Source organism: Dyadobacter chenwenxiniae (assembly GCF_022869785.1).
Lineage (GTDB): Bacteria > Bacteroidota > Bacteroidia > Cytophagales > Spirosomataceae > Dyadobacter > Dyadobacter chenwenxiniae.
The window spans coordinates 523288-544248 of sequence record NZ_CP094997.1 but is presented as its reverse complement, the minus strand read 5'-3'; the positions used below and the strand labels follow the sequence as shown (position 1 = coordinate 544248).

Genomic DNA, 20961 nt, shown 5'->3' with positions numbered 1-20961 from the left:
TTTCGCCATGCAAATTGAACCGAAACCAGAAGTTTGGCTTAGAGGCCCACTGCCCGAAATCTCAGATTACTTACAGCCTGTCGCGCACGCGCTCTTGCAGGCGCAGGAAGAAATCAATGACCAGCTAGGCAATTTCCCGGATGCGTTACTATGGGAACGTCCTGCTAATGTCGCATCCGTTGGCTTTCATTTACAACATCTTACGGGCGTGCTCGACCGCCTGTTCACGTACGCCAGAGCCGAGTCCTTAAGTGAAAATCAGCTTGCATACCTCAAAGCTGAGGAGCAGCAGCCGTCACCGGAATCAACTGTTGCCGATCTGCTGGACAAATTTAACAAGCGGATCCTGATTGCTTTGGCCCAGCTCAAACATACCGACGAGGAAACACTCACCCAAATCCGTTACGTAGGCCGTGCCATGTTGCCGTCCACGCATCTTGGCTTGCTGTTTCACGCAGCAGAGCACACGCAACGCCATACGGGCCAATTGCTGGTGACGGCACGGATTCTTCGGGCGCAGCATTAATCTTCACTTTCAGGCCTGATGTGAAAAAGCCGTCTGACCCACGATTGGCTTTCCGTACGTTCCTCCTTTTTATCATTTTCGTTAAGGGAATTTTTCAACTGGCTCAGATCAGGCTGGCCGGCATTGATCCAGCAGGTAAACCAAATGTCAGCTACCGTTTTCACGGAGGCTCTCATTCGGCGCTCCACCTGGTGATCAAGCATTTGGTGATATTTATGGGAGAATTCCAATGAATAAGTCCTGGTAAGCACATTATTACGGAGTTCGTAGCTGAATTTTTTGTCGGGAGGAAAGGAAGCGGAAAGCTGTTTCTCAAATACAAATACAGAATCCGCTGCAACGTGCGACTCGGCAACGGTTTGCCATGCAAGATGAGCAACATTATCCCTGTAAGTTGCCTGTCCGATCCATAAGTCGTAATGTTCAGCGAACAGCTCAGGCAGCCGCGATTCCCAAAACCCGTGAATGCCTTCCTGCCCGGTCAACTGACCATTGTAATTCCGCGTGGTGTGCAGCGGCACGTGCGCGTCGGCAATGTAATGTCCCAGATCGGCCGAGATCCTGAGAATTTTCCTTGCATCTTTTTCTTTAAATGCTTCCGTCAACTGGTATGCACCGGTTTGGATATACCAGGGAACAATTCCGTGTTTGCGCAAACTGTCTTCACCGATCTGCTTCACGGCTTCAATCCAGAATTTGGGTAAGATTTGAAAAGCGCTGTCACCATAAACGTCGAGGTCAATGTAATGTCGTTCCGCCTCTCTTACCACAGCATATCGACGCCGGTCCGGGTTAACCGCATTTTCGGTAATGAAGTCAATGTTCTCTTTGTAAAAAACCTGCATCTCGGGCGGTAAGCGAAACACAGCAAGGCGATTAATCCGCTTATGCGCCCAGAATCCCCACAGCGGTTTAAGAGCAGTTAGCGTAAGGAAAAGGATTGCAGTTGCACTTATTTTGAACCAAAATGTCCTCGCAAAGCAGGTTTTTCCTGAAATGTTTTTATGCTGACCTGATTTGTCTTCCATATAAAGTTTTGAAGGCTGTTTTTTGCGCCCTACACTCACTTATACGGTTTCCTCTAAAAATAGTAACGGTAAGCCACCGTTTAAAAACCACCTTTTGCGCTTCTCCGAAAAACTGATGATGGAACATCTATTTTTTCAACCGGATATCCGCAACATTCCGTTTACAAGCAATTATAAGCAACCAAAGTAAATTCCGATCAGTGGTTAAAAAGCATAAGTTTCTTTCGTTTTCAGCCAAGAACTCAAAATAAGTTATATTTTATATATAAATAATGCAATTAATAATTATTGTTTTATCTTTGTATAGAGAAAAATTAGAATGACTTATCAGATTTTGAAATAATGAAACCAAGAAATAAAACATTAGGATATTTACTGCCAGTTTTTGCATTATGCGTTTTTATGCTGGTCATCTACGGTGCTTATGTTCCGCACAAGCCAGCTGAAATTCAGCGGGTGGTTTGTATCAAGTTTAAAGCGGGAACAACCAATGAAGATGTAGAAAAGCATTTACGCGATTTTGCATCCATGAAAAACGCGGTGAAAGATGTAGTGGCTTACTCAGCCGGGCATGTTCAGAAATTGGAAGGAAGTGAAAATCAGTTTGATGTGATCCATTATCTGACATTCAGAACAAAAGAAGGTGCAGCGCAATATGCAGCCAATGCCGATCGCAAACAATTTGTGAAGGCTAACGAAGCGAACTGGGACAATGTATTAGAGATGAACTCTAACATTGAAAAATAATTTACAATAGTAATAGGAGTGAAAATCTTAAAAAGAGCCGGGTATCCCGACTCTTTTTTTTATTTCTACCAATTGATTACTTCCAATCCCTTACTTTCCAAAAATGCGTTCGCTTTACTGAAATGCCCGTTGCCAAACCATCCTCCGCCATTCGCAGACATCGGCGAAGGATGTTTAGATTTCAGCACGTAATGATCCGCGGCTTTAATAATGCTGCCTTTGTCTTGCGCATAGCGTCCCCAAAGCATAAAAACGACATTCTCTTTTTCATCGGAAACACATTTAATCACAGCGTCGGTAAATCGTTCCCAACCTTTATTCTGATGTGATCCGGCTTTTCCACTTTCCACTGTTAAAGTAGCATTGAGTAATAAAACACCTTGCTTCGCCCACCTTTCCAGATTGCCCGTTGGCGGGAAAGGTTTACCGAGATCGTCCTGAATTTCTTTGAAAATATTGATCAGCGAGGGAGGCATGCGAACACCGTCATTCACCGAAAAACAAAGGCCATTTGCCTGACCAAGACCGTGGTAAGGGTCCTGCCCCAGGATCACCACTTTGCAGTCATCGAAGCTGCAATGGTTAAATGCATTGAAGATTTGCTTGGCGGGCGGGAATATCTGTTTTGTGTTGTATTCTGCTTTTACAAAGTTCGTGAGTTCGCTGAAATAGGGTTTCTCAAATTCCGGTTCCAGGCGCCTCTTCCACGATTGTTCTATTTTTACATCCATCTCAAAGTTTTTAATTTCGAAACCAAATTATATTATTTTGTTTTGGTTTTATCAGTAATTGATTGTTATTTTCGTTTTAGCAGAAGTGATGCAAGTCTGCCTTAGGCTGCTTCCCCTTTCCAACGCAAAACGCCCAAACACCCTCATCGATATGGTTTCCAAAGTGACAGATGGTGTAAAAGTCACCGTATTAACCGAATATCAGCCCGATTATTCCAACCCGGGCCAAGATCATTTCGTATTTACATATAAGATCCTGATCGAAAATCACAGCGAACATACAGTTAAACTTTTGAGAAGGCACTGGCTCATCTACGATGCCAACGGAACGGTCAGAGAAGTGGAAGGAGCCGGCATTGTGGGCTTGCAGCCGATCCTGGAACCGGGAGATGTACACGATTACGTTTCGGGATGCAACCTGCGTACGGACCTGGGTAAAATGGCTGGGACGTATTTGATGGAACGTGTGCTGGATGGTCGGCAATTCCGCGTAATTATCCCTGCATTTTCCCTCATCGCACCATACAGAATGAACTGATTAACCGGCCTTACTTCGTCGGTTTACTAAATATCTTACCATTGATTGCAGCCTATTTAAAGTATTTGCTTCGCTCCGGCAACGAGCATGCTATTCATTCTCCTTTTCTTTTTGATCTATATACTCAGGTAATTGCCGCAAAAAAGGACGCAAATCCGGACTATGCTGCCTTAAAAAAGCTACGCAAAGAATTGCTAGCATCCGACGAACAGATTAACATCCTGGATCTGGGTGCAGGCTCACGGATCAATAAATCCAACCTTAGAAAAATCGGCACCATTGCCAAAAATGCCGAAAAGCCAGAAAAATTCGGCAAACTCTTTAACCGGCTTGTACAGCGTTTTCAGCCGGAAACGATGCTGGAATTGGGCACCTCTCTCGGGTTGACCACATTATATTTGTCAAAAGCCAAACCTGATGCGCGGATCATGACTTTTGAAGGCTGTCCGTCGACGGCAGACATTGCACAGCAGAATTTCAAAAAAACTGCATGCTGATAACATTGAAGTTATTGTCGGCAACATTGACCATACATTGCCCGAAACACTGGCAAAACTAAGCGCCAAGATTGATTTCGCCTATTTTGATGCCAATCACCGCTATGAGCCCACCGTGAGATATTTCGAGGACTGCCTTCCCTACATGCACAATGACTCGGTCTTTATATTTGACGATATTTATTGGTCCGACGAAATGACACAGGCTTGGGAATACATCAAAAAACACCCGCAAGTGACGCTAACGGTGGATTTGTTCTGGATAGGACTGGTGTTTTTCAGAAAAGAGCAGGTCAAGGAGCATTTCACCCTGAGATTCTGATAAAAACCGCATTATAAGCCGGACGCTCCGCTGAATAAGTAAGAGCACTGAACCTGACAGCATTCTTGCTATAATTGCTGACTTTTACTCATCCTCTTTGCATCTGAATGAACATACAAACCATTCTCAAAGCGTTCGTCGACAAGGCGGTTATCCCGAGCGAACAAGCTTCATTAATTGCTGATTACGAAGAGAATAGGCCGTTCTCTTTACACTGGGAACTGCGCTCTGTCCTCTATTTAGGCATTGTACTTTTCACCTCTGGCATTGGTGTCATCATTTACGAAAACATTGACACCATTGGCCATCAGGTCATTATCGCCCTTATTGCCGCGCTTACTGGTTGGTGCTTCTTTTACACTTTTAAACACGCGCTTCCTTACAGCAACCAGCAAGTAAAAAATCCGCAGAAATTGGCTGACTATATTCTTCTGCTGGGCTGCACCACGTTTCTGATCCTGGAAGGTTATCTGCAATTCCAATACAATGTGTTCGGAAAGCGTTATGGTCTGGCAGTGATCATTCCAACTATCATTTTCTTTTTCTGCGCTTACCGTTTTGACCATAAGGGCGTGCTATCCATGGCCATAACCGGCCTTGCTTCCTGGCTTGGGCTTACCGTTGCACCGCTTTCCGTTCTGGCGGAAAATGATTTTACAGAAAACAGGTTACTGGCAACTGCTGTGATCCTTGGTACAGTGTTATGTCTGGCAGGCTGGGCATCAGAAAAGCAAAACATTAAAAAACACTTTTCCCATACGTACGTCTTCTTGGGCGGAAACCTGGCTGTGCTTGCAGCAATGACGGGGATTTTCAGTGAAAGTGCTGAGCTGATATATAGTATTGCCGGACTGGCTTTGTCAGCATTTTTCATCCAGCGCGCGCGCCTTGCACAATCATTGCTTTTCTTGCTCATGGGCGTCGTGTATGGTTATATCATCATCACTTACCTGATTTTTTCCAATATCGAATCCGACGACGCTGCATTTACTTTTGGTACATTTTATTTTATGTTCACCAGTGTCGGCGTGGTTTATTTCTTGCTCCATTTCAAAAAATTCTTAGGGATCAAAAAATGAAAAAGGCTTATAACGAAACCTGGATTGACAATTTGCATATTCTCAATACGGCAGATCACTGGTTGGAAAAAAAACTGATCTCCCAAGAACAGCATGAAACGGCAAAAAAGGCGTTTCCAGAGAAATTTTACAGACCTGGTATTTTTGTCAAAATAGGGCTCTTCATTTTTGCGCTCATTGCCTGTTCCTTCGCTTCGGGCTTTGTATCATTGTTTCTGATTGGCAATGGCGCTGGTGAAAACGTATCGGTCATCAGCCTGATTTGTATGGTAGGCTTTATTTTCTTCCTCGAACATTTGATCAAAAATAACGGCCTCTACCATTCCGGCGTCGATAATGCGCTGCTATATGCCGCAATGGGCGCCGCTGTGGTCCCATTCGTGTCACTATTCGACAATTTGGAGGGCTGGCAATATTGCATGATCATGTTTGCTTTCACATTCGCAGCTACGCTGCGCTATGCTGATATGATTACAGCCGCAAGCGCCTTTTTGCTGTTATACGGCGTTTTGGGTAATGTAATGATGAAATTCCCGATTGGTAAAGCAATCCTGCCTTTCGCGGTGATGGCACTTTCGGCTGTAATTTATTCACTTGTCAGAAAAGAGAAAAGCACATATTACCAAAGGTGCACCAAACTGACCGAGATTTTATCGCTGGCGACATTTTACCTGGGCGGAAATTATCTCATCGTCCGTGAGGGCAATGCGCTGCTGAATGACCTCAACCTTCCGTTCGCACCGCAAATCCATTTTGCACCGCTATTTTATCTCTTCACGCTTAGCATTCCGATCGTTTACATCTATTTTGGTCTACGAAAAAAAGACCGGATTTTACTGATCCTGGGCTTAGTTGCCTTTGCATTGTCCGTTTACACTTACAGACATTATTTCAGCCCATTCACACCTGCTCAGGAGCTCGCCATTGCCGGAATGTTCATGATAATTGTTTCGGCTGCCTTAATAAAATATCTCCATACGCCGAGACATGGCCTGTCAGACGAGCAGGAAGGAAAGCGTAGACTGGGTAATCTGGAAGCCATATTAGTGGCGCAACACCTGGGTCAGACGCCGGTTGAAGGGAATAATGTAGAATTTGGCGGTGGAAATTTTGGCGGCGGCGGCGCAGGAGAGACATATTAATTGGGCAAAATTGCAGAACTTAGCCCCATTCTTTTCTTGTATCGTCCTAAAATGAAAACATCGATTTTATCTTTTGCGCTGCTGCTTTGCAGCCTGTGCCTATCCGCTCAAACCATTCAGAAAACTTCGGGCAACCCTGTCTTTCCAGGCTGGTATGCAGATCCGGAAGGCATCATTTTCAATAAGCGGTTCTACATTTATCCTACATTCTCAGCCCCTTACAATCAGCAGGTTTTTTTGGATGCATTTTCTTCGGAGGATTTGATCACTTGGAAAAAACATCCGGCCATTCTCGACACAGCTGCAATAAAATGGGCAAAGCGCGCAGTCTGGGCTCCTTCGATCATCGAGAAAGACAAAAAATATTATCTCTTTTTCGGTGCGAACGACATTCAGAACGATCAGGAAAAAGGTGGCATTGGTGTTGCGGTGTCTGATAAGCCCGAAGGTCCTTTTAAAGATCATTTGGGAAAACCACTGATTGACAAATTCCACAACGGCGCGCAGCCCATCGACCAGTTTGTCTTCAAAGACAAGGACGGTCAGCATTACCTGTTTTATGGAGGCTGGAAACATTGCAATGTGGCCAAACTCAATCAAGATTTTACGGGCTTCATTCCTTTCGAAGATGGCACAATATTCCGCGAAATAACTCCTGAAAATTACGTGGAAGGCCCTTTTATGTTTATTCGCAACGGTAAATATTATTTCATGTGGTCCGAAGGCGGCTGGACGGGACCTGATTATTCCGTGGCCTATGCCATCGCCGATTCTCCCTTTGGGCCATTCAAACGGGTCGGAAAAATCTTACAACAAGACCCAAAAGTGGCACGGGGAGCAGGACATCATTCTGTTATTCAAATTCCCGGAACAGAGCAATATTACATCGTTTATCACAGACGTCCTTTAACTGAAACCGATGGCAACCACCGCGAAACATGCATTGACATTATGACCTTTAACGATAAAGGCGAGATTAACCCGGTCAAAATCACCAAAGAGGGTGTTGGTCCGGTCACCTTAAAGTGAGCAAAAGGTGGTTACTAAATCAATTTTAAGTTACTAATGCACAGCGCAACTGACTATATTTGTTGATCCCAACTCAAAAGTCAGTTGCCTGTGAATTTCAAATTTATACTTCAAAGATTATTAAGCCCGTTAAGTTTTTGTAAATTCCAGTGCTTCTTTCTTTTTGGAATAACCTTATCGGCCAACATTGCACTCAGCCAACGCATTGCTCCCGTTTATTTTAACAAGCTACCCCAAGATTTACAGCTTTATCCCCGTAACGCACAAAACGAGGCAACAGTCCCTGTTTCCGGCGTCGTTGAAACAGACGGTTATAATTATATCTCCGTCCAGATTTTAAGGAACAATGCGCTGCATGAATACCTGCGTTCCGAAGTTAAATATGCTAAGGGCCTTGGATCATTCTCTACTGAGGCAAAAATCAAGGCTGAGCTAGCCAATTACCATTTCAAGATATATCTCTGCAAAGGCACAGATTCTACATTAATCACTGAACGCAGGAATGTAGTCGCCGGAGACGTTTACGTGGTTTCAGGGCAATCCAATTCGACAGGATTTTTTACAGAGAAGGACACCAGCAACTTTTGCCGCACTTTTGGAAAGATAACTGCTAACCTCAATACAGCTGCCTATGATCCCGCAGACACATTATGGGCATTTTCCAATCAGCATCCTTCTAACAATGGCGTAGGAACAATGGGATTGGAAATCCAGAAACAGCTCATTCAGCATTCCAATGTGCCTAATTGCCTTATTAACGCCGGTTTTCACTGGTCATCAGCTGCTGCACACGCGCAAAGGACCGAGAGCAACCCGGCCGATTTGAATAATGGCTATGGCCGGATGCTTTACCGCCTTCAAAAAGGCGGGCTGGCAAGCTCGGTGAAAGCTTACATTTTCCGTCAGGGTGAAAGTGAGGCTTATCATGAAGGCGGAAACTGGTCAGGGAATTTTGACGTGCTGCGAAAAAACCTCAAACAGGACCTGGCAAATCTGGCTAAAATATATGTTTTTCAGATCGATGTCATCTACTATCCTTCCCCGGTGGGTGCCGAAGTAAGGGATTACCAGCGCAAGCTTCCCGACATTTACCCGGACCTCCGCTCACTTGCGACGGTAGGAACCACAGAATTTGACGGATTGCATTACGGAAAAGAGGGAAACAGGCAAAGTGGCCTGGAATTATCGCGGCTTATCGCCCGGGATTTTTACGCCTTAAAAGACACCGTCAATATCGACTCGCCCAATATCAAGAAGATTTTTTATAAAACACCTGAAAAAAAGCAAGTTATCCTTGTTTTCGACGAAGGCCAGGAGCTGGTTTACCCAGACCCTTACAAGCCTAATGGTCAAGTTACGCTGGATATGAAGGACTTTTTCTATTTTAATGGTGAATCCGGGTCTGTTGCCTCGGCCAGGGCGGAAGGCAACCGCATCATCCTCGAATTGAAAGCTCCTCAGCAGGCATTGACAATGGATCTCATGCCTATGTACACGCCGGAGGATGGTCCCTATTACCCGCTGAATGGCCCATTTATCAAAAATAAGCTGGGTATGCGCGCTTTCACATTCTTTAAAGTTCCGATCGGCGAAAGCCTGAATGTTCCCGAGCTTGCGGCTGAGTTGGAATCCAACGGCAATGTGCAACTGACCTGGAAAGCGGTGCCCGGCGTTTCAAAATATGTGCTGGAAAGAAAACTTGAAGGCGAAACCGAATACAAAAGCATCGCACAACCTGGTAGCGCCACATTGTCCTACACCGACAAAAATGTCGCGCAATCCGGGAAAGCATCTTTCAGATTGAAGGGCGTTAGTAAGCTTTCTGAATCAGCGGATTACGGTTACGCAGAAATTGAAACAGCCATTATTACCGGCGTTGAAAAAGATCAGGATGTGATGTTTACCGTCTTTCCTAATCCCGTTCAGAAAGGGCAGCTGGTGACGGTTCAGATGAAAAAGCCTGTGAATGGGACACTTTCGCTGTTAAATGCGAATGGTCAGTCGCTCAGTGGTGAGCCTGTGCCGCAGGGCGCTGTTGCTTACATTCGTGTTCCCGAAAATTCAGCAGGTTATTATTTCATAAAATTGAAGGCAGGAGATCAAATTTGGTTGAAAAAAGTGCTCGTCCGCTAGGCAGGCCGATATTAAGGTTGTGGCCGACAATTTGTTTGTGCAAAATTAAAAACGATATTTAGCAAATTTTTTGCACCCACAAATGCTGTCTTTTAAATACGCACTGGAAATTTTCGGCGGGATCATTGTCCTATTTTCCATCATTCCACTCATCCGCCATGACTTTTGGGCGTTTCGGGTTTTCGAATATCCCAGGCTTCAAAAGCTGCTTTTAAACCTGCTCATCCTAATCCTGTATGTGTCTCTGTTTCCGATCAGTGGCACATTTGAGACGATTTTTACGGCGGTTGTTTCTGCCAATGTCTTTTACCTGGTTTACCAGATTTTCCCCTTCACTTTTTTTGCAAGGAAGGCGCTTTTGAAAGCATCGGCCCAGGATCAGGAAAACCAGATCAGGATCATTTCCTCCAATGTTTTTCAGGATAACAGGAATACCGCAGGATGTTTGGCAATGCTTGAAAAACATGATCCTGACTTAATTTTGCTCCTGGAAACAGATCAATATTGGAATGAAGGAACCAAGAAATTACAGGAAAAATATCCTTATCAGGTTCTTGTCCCATTGGAAAATACGTACGGAATGCTGCTGTATTCCAAACTGGAACTGGTAGACCCCGAAGTTAGGTATCTGGTTGATAATGAGATACCTTCCATCAAAGCACAGGTAAAACTCTCTTCGGGGAAAATGGTTCAGCTTTACTGCGTACACCCTACTCCGCCAGTTCCGGGTGAGAATATGTATTCTACTGAGCGGGATAAAGAATTATTACTGGTCGCCAAAGAAGTAAAAGGCAAAAATATGCCAACCATCGTTGTAGGGGACCTTAATGATGTCGCATGGTCTTATACAACCAATTTATTTACCAAAATCAGCGGCTTGCTGGACCCTCGTAAAGGGCGTGGTTTTTTCAATACATTCCACGCCAAATATCCCTTCCTAAGATTCCCTCTGGACCACGTTTTCTGCTCAACTGATTTCAAGTTAATAAGCCTGAAAAGACTTGAAAACTTTAATTCCGACCACTTTCCTATCCTGATCGGACTTCAGTACGAGAAGCAAGCGGATTTGGAACAGGAAGAACCCGAGGCCGATGAGGAAGAAAAAGAGCTTGCCGAAGAAAAGATTAATAAAGCCACAGATTAGCATTGCCAACGCTTCTGCACACCCAAAATTAAACTTTTGGCATGTTTGGAATGATTTTTGTAACACTGATGGCAGGATTTCAAGAAGCAGCGCTTCCCTTCTATCTTAACTTTAATCTTTTGGTTGAATATGCTTTACCAGACATATGAGGAAAAAATAACGCCTGAATTGCATAAATGGCAGCAAAAGATGCAGAAGCGGCCAAATCTGGTAGACAGGACATCCAAAGCGGTTCAGGATAAAATCAATAATATTATTCCGGACAAGGTTCACGAAGTCATTACCGCTACAATTAAGCAAATGACGCGGGCCGTATTGACAGGCGCTGAATTTACAACATCGCTCCCAGCCCCTAAGAATTCTCTAGAAGAGATTGAAAGAGAAGTCACCAGGCGCATTGAATTTTACAAAAAAGCAGGTGCCGCAGAAGGAGGCATAACGGGTGCCGGCGGATTTTTACTTGCACTGGCAGAGTTTCCAATACTGATCGGCATTAAAATGAAGCTGCTCTTTGAAATCTCTGCCCTATACGGACATTCAGCCGAAGATTACCGGGAGCGACTTTTTATACTCCACGTTTTTCAACTCACATTTTCCAGCCAGAAACAGCGTCAGAAAGTGTTCGAGCAAATTATTCAGTGGCAGGAAAAAAGCAAGGAGCTCCCGAGCGACATTCACCAGTTTGACTGGAAAACCTTCCAGCAGGAATACAGGGATTACATTGACCTTGCAAAAATGGCGCAACTTATCCCGGGTATAGGAGCGGCCGTAGGGGTCATCGTAAACTACAGGCTGCTGAATCAGCTTGGTAAAACCGCGATGAACGCTTACCGCATGCGCTGGTTCGAAGAACGTACATTGCAGTCGGCAAGAAGACAGGAACAACTGCCGTCAGCGGCTCAAAATCAATAAAGTATACCAATAAGAGTTACCCTTTGATCCACTTTGCATAAAAATTGAATGAGCGCCAATCAAAAGGAAAAAGTTTATACAAAAGGCCTGGATTCGGCTTTACTGGCAGTTTACAACGGTTACATGTTTTTCCTGCGCTTTTTCCGGGAAGCCTTCCGGGGCAGAATGGAATTTCAGGAACTGGTCAAACAATGTTATGCCATTGGTAACAAATCTTTACTGCTGATCGGACTTACGGGGTTCATCACCGGAATGGTTTTCACCAAGCAGTCCCGCCCTTCTCTGGCCGAATTTGGAGCGGTTTCCTGGCTTCCGTCATTGGTGGCCATCGCGATCGTCCGGGCACTTGCCGCATTGGTTACGGCTTTGATCAGTGCCGGGAAAATCGGTTCCAGCATTGGAGCGGAATTGGGTTCCATGCGCGTTACGGAGCAAATCGACGCTATGGAAGTTTCGGCTGTTAATCCGTTCAAATTTTTGGTTGTAACCCGCGTGCTCGCTTCTACGATCACCATTCCGATCCTGATGTTCTATTGCACAGCCGTAGCGCTTATGGGTGCGTTTTTGAATGTAACAATGAATGAGGGCACGACTTTCAGGGCGTTTTTCGAAAACGCTTTTGAACAAATCACCTTTCTGGATGTGGGAACTTCGCTTGCCAAAGCCATTGCATACGGATTTACGATAGGGATTGTGGGCTGTTACCAGGGTTATAATGCTAGCAAAGGAACGGAAGGCGTAGGGAAGGCTGCCAATTCGGCGGTCGTTATTTCCATGTTCCTGATCTTCATCGAGGAGGTTATTATTGTTCAGGTATCGAATTATTTCAGAATATAAAATGGCAGAAATCAACCAAAAAGAGGAGCCAGTCATTGAGATCAAAGATCTTTACAAGTCATTTGGTGATCTGCATGTGCTTCAGGGCGTGAATCTGACGGTGGATAAAGGAGAAAATGTAGTGGTGCTTGGCCGGTCCGGAACAGGTAAGTCAGTGCTGATCAAGATCATTGCCGGCTTACTGAGACAGGACAGCGGCATGTGCCACGTGCTGGGCCAGGAAGTTTCTGAGCTTAACCAGAAAGAGCTGACGGACATTCGCCTGAAAATCGGTTTTTCATTTCAAAACAGCGCATTGTATGATAGTATGACGGTGCGGGAAAATCTCGAATTTCCTTTGGTAAGGCACGTTAAGGACCTTTCAAGGGCGGAGATCAATGAGCAGGTAGAATATGTTTTGGACGCCGTTGGCTTGCTGCAAACCATTAATCAGGTCCCTTCGGAATTGTCGGGTGGACAGCGGAAGCGGATCGGGATTGCCAGGACGCTCATTCTCAAACCTGAGATTATGTTATATGACGAGCCCACGGCCGGTCTCGACCCGATCACCTGCCTGGAAATCAACCAGCTTATCAACGAGGTGAAAGAAAAATACCACACAAGTTCTATCATCATCACCCATGATTTGACCTGTGCAAGGGAAACAGGCGACCGGATTGCCATGCTACTCGACGGCAAGTTCCTGAAACAAGGGACTTTCGAAGAAGTGTTTGACACCGATGAAGAAAGAATCAAAAGTTTTTACGACTATAATTTTATTCAATAATGGAAACATCAGCAAGAAAACGATCCATAACGGTAGGACTTTTTGTTATAATAGGGTTGATTATCTTCATCGTGGGAATCCTGACGATAGGAAGTATGAAGAAAGTATTCTCCTCCACAATTTCGGTTAAAACGTTATTTGATGACGTGAACGGGCTCAAACAGGGAAATAATGTATGGTATTCCGGGGTAAAAATCGGAACAGTAAAGACCATCCGCTTCTTGTCTAATTCTAAGGTTGAGGTGATCCTGCACATTGAGGAGAAGTCACAGGAATTTGTCCGGAAAAATGCGAAAGCCAAAGTAAGCACGGACGGGTTGATCGGTAACAAGATCATTGTCATTTACGGCGGAACGCAGAAAGTGCCATCCATCGAAGACGGCGATGAACTGGTTGTAGAGAAGATGGAAAGCACAGAAGAAATGCTGGCTGTGCTGTCTGAAAACAACAAAAACTTGCTGGGCATTACAAGCGCATTTAAGACGATCAGCAAAAACATCCTGGAAGGAAAAGGGACTGTCGGGATGCTCCTGAATGATGAGCGTCTTTATAATGATGTGGATCAAACACTTGCCGCGTTGAAAAAAGCTTCTGTAAATGCCCAGACAATGACGGCTTCCTTATCGGGCTTTACCGACAAACTGAACCAGAAAGGCGGCTTAGCAAATGACTTTGCAACCGACACGGTTATCATGCGCGACCTGAGAACCACTATCGGAAGGTTGAATGAAACCGTGACATCTGCCAACGGAATGGTTAATAACCTGAAAACGGCCAGTGAAAATCTTAATTCTAACAGAACGAGTCCACTGGGAGTTTTGCTGCATGACGAAAGCACCGCCAGCAATTTAAAGGGAACACTGCAAAACCTGGAAAGCAGCACCGAAAAACTTGATGAAAATATGCAGGCATTGCGGTCTAATTTTCTGTTCCGCAGATATTTCAAGAAGAAAGCCAAAGAAGAAGAGAAACAGCCTGAAAAAGAGGCGGTAAAAGATTCGGTGAGTCAATAAGAAATTTTATAGTTTTGTAAAAATATTTCGCAAACCTTAAAAACTCACTTTGCAACAGCTCTAACTTCTACTGAATGGACCTACAACTTAACCCTGCCCTGGACCTCAATTACATTGAACAGGTTTATGGAGACGACCCGGTAATACTCCACATGATTTTCGATGCTTTTTTGAGTGACTCAGTTCCGCGCTGGCAATCGCTTCACAATGCATTACACACAGAGGACATGAAAGAATCGGCAAGCATCGTACACGGACTGAAACCTTCTTTCACCATGGCGGGACTTACCTGGATCAGGCCAAAAGTAGAAGTGCTTGAAAAAGCAATCAAGGAAAACGAGACACCGGAGAGTCTCATGGACATGTATCAGAAGATCTCAGCAGAACTCAACGAACTGCTTCCTATCATTGAACACGAATCCGAAAGGTTGAAGTTAATTCAAGTAGAATAGGAGAAAATAATAAAGGGAATTAATATAAAACGGGAAGCGTGTAGCATTAGTTACGCGCTTTTTCTTTTGGACTTGTCCCAAGCAGCACTTTGGTTACCTTTATAAAAACGGATTATTCCTGCGATAACGGCATAATTCATCACGCAGAAATAGTAAGGAACAAACAAGGCTTTCACCTTGATTTTCCTTTTCTCCAACACCCAACCCAAAAAAGCGGCCAAGTAAAATGCAACCTGCGCAACCAAAATCAGAACGTACAAAGCATTACCGGAATCAGCAACAATGGCAAAGTTGAGAACCAATGCCAGGATCATTAAAAACGGGGTAATAGTCCAGCGCAACACACGATGGCTCATGTACTGGAACGACAACATTGGGAAATGGAATGGATTAAGCAACTTTTTAAGCCTGAGTATGGATTGAATCCCGCCCGCCGCAATGCGGACTTTCCTTTTCAATTCCTCCTTAATGTTCTCCGACGAAAGCTCCGAAGCATATGCCTCCGGCTCATAGATAATACGGTAACCCTGCTGCGCAATGAGCATGGAAATCATGAAATCGTCCAGGATCGTGTCGGGTTCCACCTGTCGGTAAAGTGAATGCCTGACACTGAAAAGCTCGCCCGCAGCTCCCACAACTGAATAGAGCTCCGAGTCCCACTTTTTGAGCGTGGATTCATATTTCCAGTAGAAGCCCTCCCCTGCTGTTGCGTCGGAAACGGCGTCCTGCATCACCCGTTTTTCGCCTGAAACAGCACCTACTTTGGGGTCGGCATAATGCCTGGCAATGAGCAGCAATGCGTCCGGGTTCAGATAAGTATTCGCGTCGGTAAAGACAACTACTTCTGTATCAACCTCCCTCATAGCACGGTGCATGGCAAGAATCTTCCCGCTTCTTACAGGCGTGTGCAGCAGCTTAATCTGTTTATATGCGCTGACGAGTTCAGGCGTACGGTCCGACGAGCCGTCTGTGACGAAGATCAGGTTTAATTTACCATGTGGATAAGAGAGCGCGAGCGTGTTTTGAATTTTCTCCTCAATGATACTTTCTTCATTATACGCAGCGATGATCAGCGTCAATGTCGGCATGTCCTGGTCGAGCGACGGGACGGGCCTATTCCCTTTCACCGCCCTCCGAATTTTGACTAAAACATATAAAATAATACCGTAACCAAGGAATGTGTAAAAAACCACAAACAGACTAAGCCAGAATAGTAATTCCATAAATTAACGTGTCAAGGGATAGCCCAGGTGATCGCTATCCGCCTTATTGGTGAAATGCCAGGTTATTGCTTTGAGAAATACGGGAATGAAGTTATATTCTTTGTTTCTGATATATTGAATAAGATTCCTGGGAACCACGGCTAACATGAAATAGCAGCAGAAAATGAAAAATTGACTCGCTGAGCCATTTTTTCGGATAAATAAAATCCGGTTTCGGTTCATAAAAAACTCTTTCAGTGCCGATCGCTTGCCTACGGCGACGGACTCTTTATGATAAATCAGCGCTGAAAGGTCCACATGGATTTCATAACCTGCGTTTCTTATGCGTTCGCACCAATCCAGTTCTTCGTAGTATAAGAAGTAATTTTCGGCCATAACGCCTGCTTTCTCCAATGCTTTACGGCGGATCATCATCGCAGCCCCGTGCGCATAGCCTGTGACACCGCTCAGCGAATCGTATTGACCCCTATCCTGTTCGAATTGCCCGATACAAGCATTGCGCGCCGTGTAGTAATTCATGGGCGTGTAACCCGTGTATTGCAACATGCCAGGCTGGTCGAAATAATGGATTTTAGGAGAGATCATACCGATTTTCGGATTAGCCTCCATAGTCGTGACGAGCTTACCGATCAGGTCTGCTGTTACTTCTGTGTCGTTGTTGATCAGGAATAAATATTCACCGCCGGCATGCGCAATGCCTATGTTGTTGCCCCCTGCAAACCCGGTGTTTTTATCAGATCTTATGAATTTCACCTGTGGATATTTTGCTATCCAGTCCGGGACCGGATCGGGTTTGCTGCCGTTATCGACGACGATGATTTCTAGATTTGAGTAGGTGTTTACTTCCTCCAATGATCTGAGCAAATCTTCTGTAATCCTGAGCTGATTAAAATTTACAGTGACAATGGAAACACTTTTCATTGGATCGGAGCTGGGCACTGAAAACAATCTGAAATGAAGGAATATTTTTATTGATTTGTAGAACTATTTCAAATTTAACAATTAAAACATAGCTTTAAACAAAATGTAAATTTTGCAAGCAGAAAATGTTGGCAGCCATACTAAAAGCCCTGGTTTTACCGCTAAAATCTAATCAGATATTCATAAAGTGAAAATTACGCGCCTGCTTGATATTAAAAAAAATTCGCATATCCCGGATGTGGCCAAACTCAGCGGCAAAAAAGAGCCACTCAGAAAAAAGCTGGACGAATTAATTGAGGTCATAGAACAGTCGGGCGTGGACCATTCACTATCCCAATCTTATCAGGAAGAAATCGCGGAAGCATTCAGGCGCTCCGCATTTAAGGCAAAGGCCGTTGCACCGTTTCAGGCATTGGATCAGGACAATAATCTGTCTCGGGAAGAGCTTCTGGAAGGGTTGGAAAAGTTACTTTCCGAAAATAAGATCGACAGCAAAATCAGCAGTTCCTATATAAGAAGAAATGCAATCCAAAAATTGGTCATGTTTATCCTGGCCATCCTGCTGATCGTTTTTGGTTTCGCCATGATCATTATGCCTGCCCCTCCGAGTTTTGAGATTTTTACCGTTTTTTATTTCAATGCCAATGACGGTGTGACCATTATGGATCTGGTATCATTGCTCATCATTTTTGGTGGAGTACTTTTGTTTGTGCTAAACTTCAACAAAAAATGATGAAATTTTCCGATCCTCCTGCTTCTGTAAACAAAATCCTGCTTGTTGAGGATAACATGATGTTTCGGAGGGTTTTCGAAGCTTCACTGATCAAAGCCGGATATAGCTGCGTGGCATGCGAGTCGGCTGCGGTGGCGCTGGAATTGCTACTGGTGGAAAAGCCGGACCTGATCCTGTCCGATTATGACATGCCCGAAATGAACGGCTTCGATTTCCGCCAGGCTGTACTGCTCAATCCGAACATTAGCGACATTCCCTTCGTCTTCCTTACTTCCTTTACCGACGCCTCTCTGGTGATGGAAGGTTTGAGCATGTATGCGATTGATTTTATCAATAAGGAAACGCCGATTCCGGTGATCATTTCCAAACTAAGCAACATTATCAAGTCGCTTCAGAACGAGCACGTCAGATCCGTCAGAGAGCTGAAAATTGCGGCTGAAACGCTCAATGTGAAGTCAATTCCCACGCGCAATCCCATCATTTCCGGTTTTCGGGTGCATTTCTGGCATAAGGGCTATCTGGGATATCCAGGGGGCGATTTTATCGATTTTGTGCAAGTGGATAAGCGCTTTTGCTTTGCGTTTCTGGGTGATATTATGGGGAAAAAATGGCAGGCCTGGTTCTTCACATTTGGCTTTCTGAGTTACATCCGCGCTGCCATCCGCTTTTGCGTACTCGATAATGATTTTACATTAGATACTATTGTTCAAAAGATCAATAAGCTGATCTATATGGACGAAAGTCTGCAAAACATACTTTCGAGCCTGTCGCTGATTTTGCTGGACAGTGAAACCGGCGACGTCCATTATACGGGCGCAGGTGATTTGCCGCTGATCAGTTTTAAGCCCGAAACCATGCAGGCTTCCACCGTGCTTTCATCGGGACTCTTGCTGGGCTTGCTGGAAGAAGGCTTTTACGACAAACAGGTTATTAAAATGAAAGCGGGCGATCAGCTTATCATTTTTACAGACGGAATGATCGACATTCCGTCAGATGGTTCAAAAAAGAGCGATTACCCGTTTTTTGTGTCCAAAATTACGCCTTATCTGGGCAATGAAGCAAGCTTTGATCTGATCAAAGCCCACGTTTTAGACAGTATCAACGACTCCAATCAAGTCGACGATGCGAGCATTATTTTTATTGAAAAAACATAACCCCTCATGATTCTCCAAGTAAACGAAATCAACAATGTGACGCAGGCAACAATTTTGCCGCAAGAGGCAAGCCTTGCCAATGCAGAAATGTTCAAAGAAGAAATGATCACCCTTGTAGCCAATGGTGCCAAACTCATTGTGGTGAGCTTTGAAAATGTAGACTATATCGACAGCTCGTTCCTGGGAAGTCTGGTGGTTGCCCTTAAATACGCAATGCCCCGGAACGTCGACATTTATCTTGTTTCATTAAAGCCCGACGTAAAAAGCCTGTTGACGATGATCAGAATGGATAAAGTCTTTAAGATTTTCAGAGACTTCGAGGAGGTAATGGAGGCATCGAAATAATTTATGGAGCAAGATTCGATAAGGATTCATTTTACGAGTAACCGGGAAGAAATTCCCGGCATTTTAAATACTTGCCTGGAACATGTGGTGGAAAGGACAAAAGCCTCACCCCCATCTGCCGACACATTTTCAAAAGTAAAGTGGGTTATTACCGAACTGCTGACAAACGCGGTGAAACATTCGGGAACCGGACATTGCACATTGATCATTAAGGTGGACGACGGCATGTTAATACTTGAAAAACAGGATTTGGGAAAACCGCTGTCGGTTTCGGAGCAGGACACTGGCAATATCTTCACGTGGCCCATCGAATCGTTTTCCGGCAAACTTGAATTTCAAATTTATCACAACGGCGTCGATTCGCTCATTGTGAGATCAGAACAAGGCAATCGGGCAAATTTTTACATTGAAGAACTGGAAGGAATGGAAATGCCGGGCTTACTCATCGACACCAGTGAGCACTTCGGGTTGCTGATCATCACGAAGGCATCTGATGCGTTTTCTTATGAGTATGATCTCAAAACCAAGGCTAACCGCTTCATAAGCCTGTTTAATCTCAAAAAACACTAGTATGAAACACAGGTTCGAAGTTTTGGATATTTTCCGGGGGCTGTTTGCAACCCTGGTTTTTGCCTTTCACCTTGCGCCGTTCGCGAATACACCGCTGCTGAACAACCGGTTCGTCGAAAACTCGGATATGTTCGTCGATTTCTTCTTTGTCCTGAGCGGGTTTGTGATCGCTTACAGTTACCAATCGCTTTCCGACGGGCATCAGCTGAAATTGTTTTTAACCAAAAGGGTTTACCGGGTTTATCCGCTTCACCTCGTCATGCTCATCGCGTTTCTGGGAATGGAATTGGCCAAAAATTTATTGAGCCCCTATATTCAGGTGAACAACCTGACCAATCCTGCGAATAATGTTTACACTTTTTGCACTTCCCTTTTTCTTATTAATTCCACGCCGCTGCCTGGCGTAAACGACGTCAGCTGGAACATTCCAAGCTGGTCGATCAGTGCAGAAATGATTGCTTATGTCGTGTTTGGGTCGGCGCTGGTTTTCATTCATTCCTCAGGACAGTTTGCCAGGCGCAATCTGTATTATGCACTCATCATGCTCATTGCACTCACTGGATTATGGCTGGTTTCCCAAAGTTTTCAGATCAATTACAGTTTTGATTACGGCTTTTTGAGAGGGATCCTGGGTTTTTTTACCGGCGTTTTGTGCTTCAACTTTTTTAGTAACACACACGTTTCCGTACGCACCATGCCTGCGTGGATTTTCTCCGTGGGGGAATTGGTCACACTAACACTTATCGGGCTCTGCATTTACAATGGCGAGGCAATGAAACCCTGGGGAGCTGTATTTGAGATCTTATTTTTCGCCTGCATTTACACTTTTGCTTTTGAGAAAGGCATCGTTTCGGCGGGTATGAAGCGTGTGGGGCTGTTTCATAAGCTAGGCCAATATTCCTATTCTATCTACATGACGCACGCTTTGTTCGTGAGCCTTTTCAATGTACTTTTTATACGAATTTTGAAATTTCAGCCGGAAGATTATGTTTACCTAGTTTTCCTGAACTTCGCCCTGATCTACTTTGTGTCATCGTGGACTTACATAAATATTGAAATGCGCTTTCAGTATAAATCGAAGAAGAAGCCCGTTACTGAGCCGGTCAAATAACTTGCAGT

General features: G+C 44.5%; 24 protein-coding genes. 20 read left to right on the top strand and 4 right to left on the bottom strand.

What is annotated here, in order from left to right; translation table 11 throughout:
- Window positions 1-7: 7 nt before the first annotated feature.
- Complete coding sequence (locus MUK70_RS02215) at window positions 8-526, top strand: DinB family protein (protein WP_234655565.1); 519 nt, start codon at window positions 8-10, stop codon at window positions 524-526.
- Here the strand turns inward: MUK70_RS02215 and MUK70_RS02210 are convergent.
- Window positions 523-1554, bottom strand: a complete 1032-nt coding sequence (locus MUK70_RS02210) for a zinc dependent phospholipase C family protein (protein ID WP_234655566.1) — start codon at window positions 1552-1554, stop codon at window positions 523-525. The genes MUK70_RS02215 and MUK70_RS02210 overlap by 4 nt on opposite strands.
- Before the next feature lie 342 nt (window positions 1555-1896).
- Between MUK70_RS02210 and MUK70_RS02205 the strand changes: the two genes are divergently transcribed.
- A complete protein-coding gene (locus MUK70_RS02205; RefSeq protein WP_234602144.1) occupies window positions 1897-2301 on the top strand; it encodes a Dabb family protein in 405 nt (134 codons plus the stop codon).
- Window positions 2302-2366: 65 nt separating this feature from the next.
- Here the strand turns inward: MUK70_RS02205 and ung are convergent, their stop codons facing one another.
- Window positions 2367-3032: a uracil-DNA glycosylase gene (ung, locus tag MUK70_RS02200; protein ID WP_234602143.1), complete on the bottom strand. Its 666-nt coding sequence runs from the start codon at window positions 3030-3032 to the stop codon at window positions 2367-2369.
- Window positions 3033-3183: 151 nt separating this feature from the next.
- Between ung and apaG the strand changes: the two genes are divergently transcribed.
- The 13 genes from apaG to MUK70_RS02140 all read left to right on the top strand — a co-directional run bounded on the left by apaG (window position 3184) and on the right by MUK70_RS02140 (window position 14896).
- Window positions 3184-3570 (top strand): Co2+/Mg2+ efflux facilitator ApaG/CorD, encoded by a 387-nt coding sequence (apaG, locus tag MUK70_RS02195; protein WP_026630324.1) that lies wholly within the window; start codon window positions 3184-3186, stop codon window positions 3568-3570.
- A gap of 41 nt (window positions 3571-3611) precedes the next feature.
- Entirely contained in the window at window positions 3612-4067 is a 456-nt protein-coding gene (locus MUK70_RS30940) for an O-methyltransferase (RefSeq protein ID WP_310590029.1), read from the top strand.
- The gene (locus tag MUK70_RS30935) at window positions 4033-4389 is read left to right on the top strand and encodes an O-methyltransferase (protein ID WP_310590028.1); all 357 of its coding nucleotides are present in this window, start codon (window positions 4033-4035) and stop codon (window positions 4387-4389) included. The genes MUK70_RS30940 and MUK70_RS30935 overlap by 35 nt, the downstream gene beginning before the upstream one ends.
- A gap of 107 nt (window positions 4390-4496) precedes the next feature.
- Window positions 4497-5468, top strand: coding sequence for a DUF2157 domain-containing protein (locus tag MUK70_RS02185; RefSeq protein ID WP_234655568.1), 972 nt, complete (start codon window positions 4497-4499; stop codon window positions 5466-5468).
- The gene (locus tag MUK70_RS02180) at window positions 5465-6610 is read left to right on the top strand and encodes a hypothetical protein (RefSeq protein ID WP_234655569.1); all 1146 of its coding nucleotides are present in this window, start codon (window positions 5465-5467) and stop codon (window positions 6608-6610) included. Before MUK70_RS02185 ends, MUK70_RS02180 begins: the two co-directional genes overlap by 4 nt.
- Window positions 6611-6661: 51 nt before the next feature.
- On the top strand, window positions 6662-7639 hold the full coding sequence (locus MUK70_RS02175) for a glycoside hydrolase family 43 protein (protein ID WP_234655570.1): 978 nt from the start codon (window positions 6662-6664) through the stop codon (window positions 7637-7639).
- A gap of 90 nt (window positions 7640-7729) precedes the next feature.
- Window positions 7730-9772, top strand: a complete 2043-nt coding sequence (locus MUK70_RS02170; protein WP_234655571.1) for a sialate O-acetylesterase — start codon at window positions 7730-7732, stop codon at window positions 9770-9772.
- An 82-nt stretch (window positions 9773-9854) separates the two neighbouring features.
- Complete coding sequence (locus MUK70_RS02165) at window positions 9855-10916, top strand: endonuclease/exonuclease/phosphatase family protein (RefSeq protein ID WP_234655572.1); 1062 nt, start codon at window positions 9855-9857, stop codon at window positions 10914-10916.
- Between the two features lie 129 nt (window positions 10917-11045).
- A complete protein-coding gene (locus MUK70_RS02160; protein WP_234655573.1) occupies window positions 11046-11828 on the top strand; it encodes an EcsC family protein in 783 nt (260 codons plus the stop codon).
- Between the two features lie 48 nt (window positions 11829-11876).
- Window positions 11877-12665 carry an MlaE family ABC transporter permease gene (locus MUK70_RS02155; protein ID WP_234602127.1) on the top strand — a complete coding sequence of 263 codons (789 nt, stop codon included), beginning with the start codon at window positions 11877-11879 and terminating at the stop codon, window positions 12663-12665.
- Between the two features lies 1 nt (window position 12666).
- Window positions 12667-13431: an ABC transporter ATP-binding protein gene (locus MUK70_RS02150; RefSeq protein WP_234602125.1), complete on the top strand. Its 765-nt coding sequence runs from the start codon at window positions 12667-12669 to the stop codon at window positions 13429-13431.
- A complete protein-coding gene (locus MUK70_RS02145; protein WP_234655574.1) occupies window positions 13431-14444 on the top strand; it encodes an MlaD family protein in 1014 nt (337 codons plus the stop codon). The genes MUK70_RS02150 and MUK70_RS02145 overlap by 1 nt, the downstream gene beginning before the upstream one ends.
- A 74-nt stretch (window positions 14445-14518) precedes the next feature.
- On the top strand, window positions 14519-14896 hold the full coding sequence (locus MUK70_RS02140; protein ID WP_234602107.1) for an Hpt domain-containing protein: 378 nt from the start codon (window positions 14519-14521) through the stop codon (window positions 14894-14896).
- A gap of 50 nt (window positions 14897-14946) precedes the next feature.
- Here the strand turns inward: MUK70_RS02140 and MUK70_RS02135 are convergent, their stop codons facing one another.
- Window positions 14947-16119 (bottom strand): glycosyltransferase family 2 protein, encoded by a 1173-nt coding sequence (locus tag MUK70_RS02135; RefSeq protein WP_234655575.1) that lies wholly within the window; start codon window positions 16117-16119, stop codon window positions 14947-14949.
- A 3-nt stretch (window positions 16120-16122) separates the two neighbouring features.
- Window positions 16123-17040, bottom strand: a complete 918-nt coding sequence (locus MUK70_RS02130; protein WP_234655576.1) for a glycosyltransferase family 2 protein — start codon at window positions 17038-17040, stop codon at window positions 16123-16125.
- 187 nt (window positions 17041-17227) lie between these two features.
- Here MUK70_RS02130 and MUK70_RS02125 point away from each other — a divergent pair, with 187 nt between their 5' ends.
- Genes MUK70_RS02125 through MUK70_RS02105 form a run of 5 tightly spaced genes read left to right on the top strand, consistent with a single transcriptional unit; the run spans window position 17228 to window position 20953 of the window.
- Window positions 17228-17773 (top strand): hypothetical protein, encoded by a 546-nt coding sequence (locus tag MUK70_RS02125; protein WP_234655577.1) that lies wholly within the window; start codon window positions 17228-17230, stop codon window positions 17771-17773.
- Window positions 17770-18927, top strand: coding sequence for a response regulator (locus tag MUK70_RS02120; protein ID WP_234655578.1), 1158 nt, complete (start codon window positions 17770-17772; stop codon window positions 18925-18927). Before MUK70_RS02125 ends, MUK70_RS02120 begins: the two co-directional genes overlap by 4 nt.
- 6 nt (window positions 18928-18933) lie before the next feature.
- Window positions 18934-19272: an STAS domain-containing protein gene (locus MUK70_RS02115; protein ID WP_234655579.1), complete on the top strand. Its 339-nt coding sequence runs from the start codon at window positions 18934-18936 to the stop codon at window positions 19270-19272.
- A gap of 3 nt (window positions 19273-19275) precedes the next feature.
- The gene (locus tag MUK70_RS02110; RefSeq protein ID WP_234655580.1) at window positions 19276-19842 is read left to right on the top strand and encodes an ATP-binding protein; all 567 of its coding nucleotides are present in this window, start codon (window positions 19276-19278) and stop codon (window positions 19840-19842) included.
- Between the two features lies 1 nt (window position 19843).
- Window positions 19844-20953, top strand: a complete 1110-nt coding sequence (locus MUK70_RS02105; protein WP_234655581.1) for an acyltransferase family protein — start codon at window positions 19844-19846, stop codon at window positions 20951-20953.
- The last annotated feature ends 8 nt before the right edge of the window (window positions 20954-20961 follow it).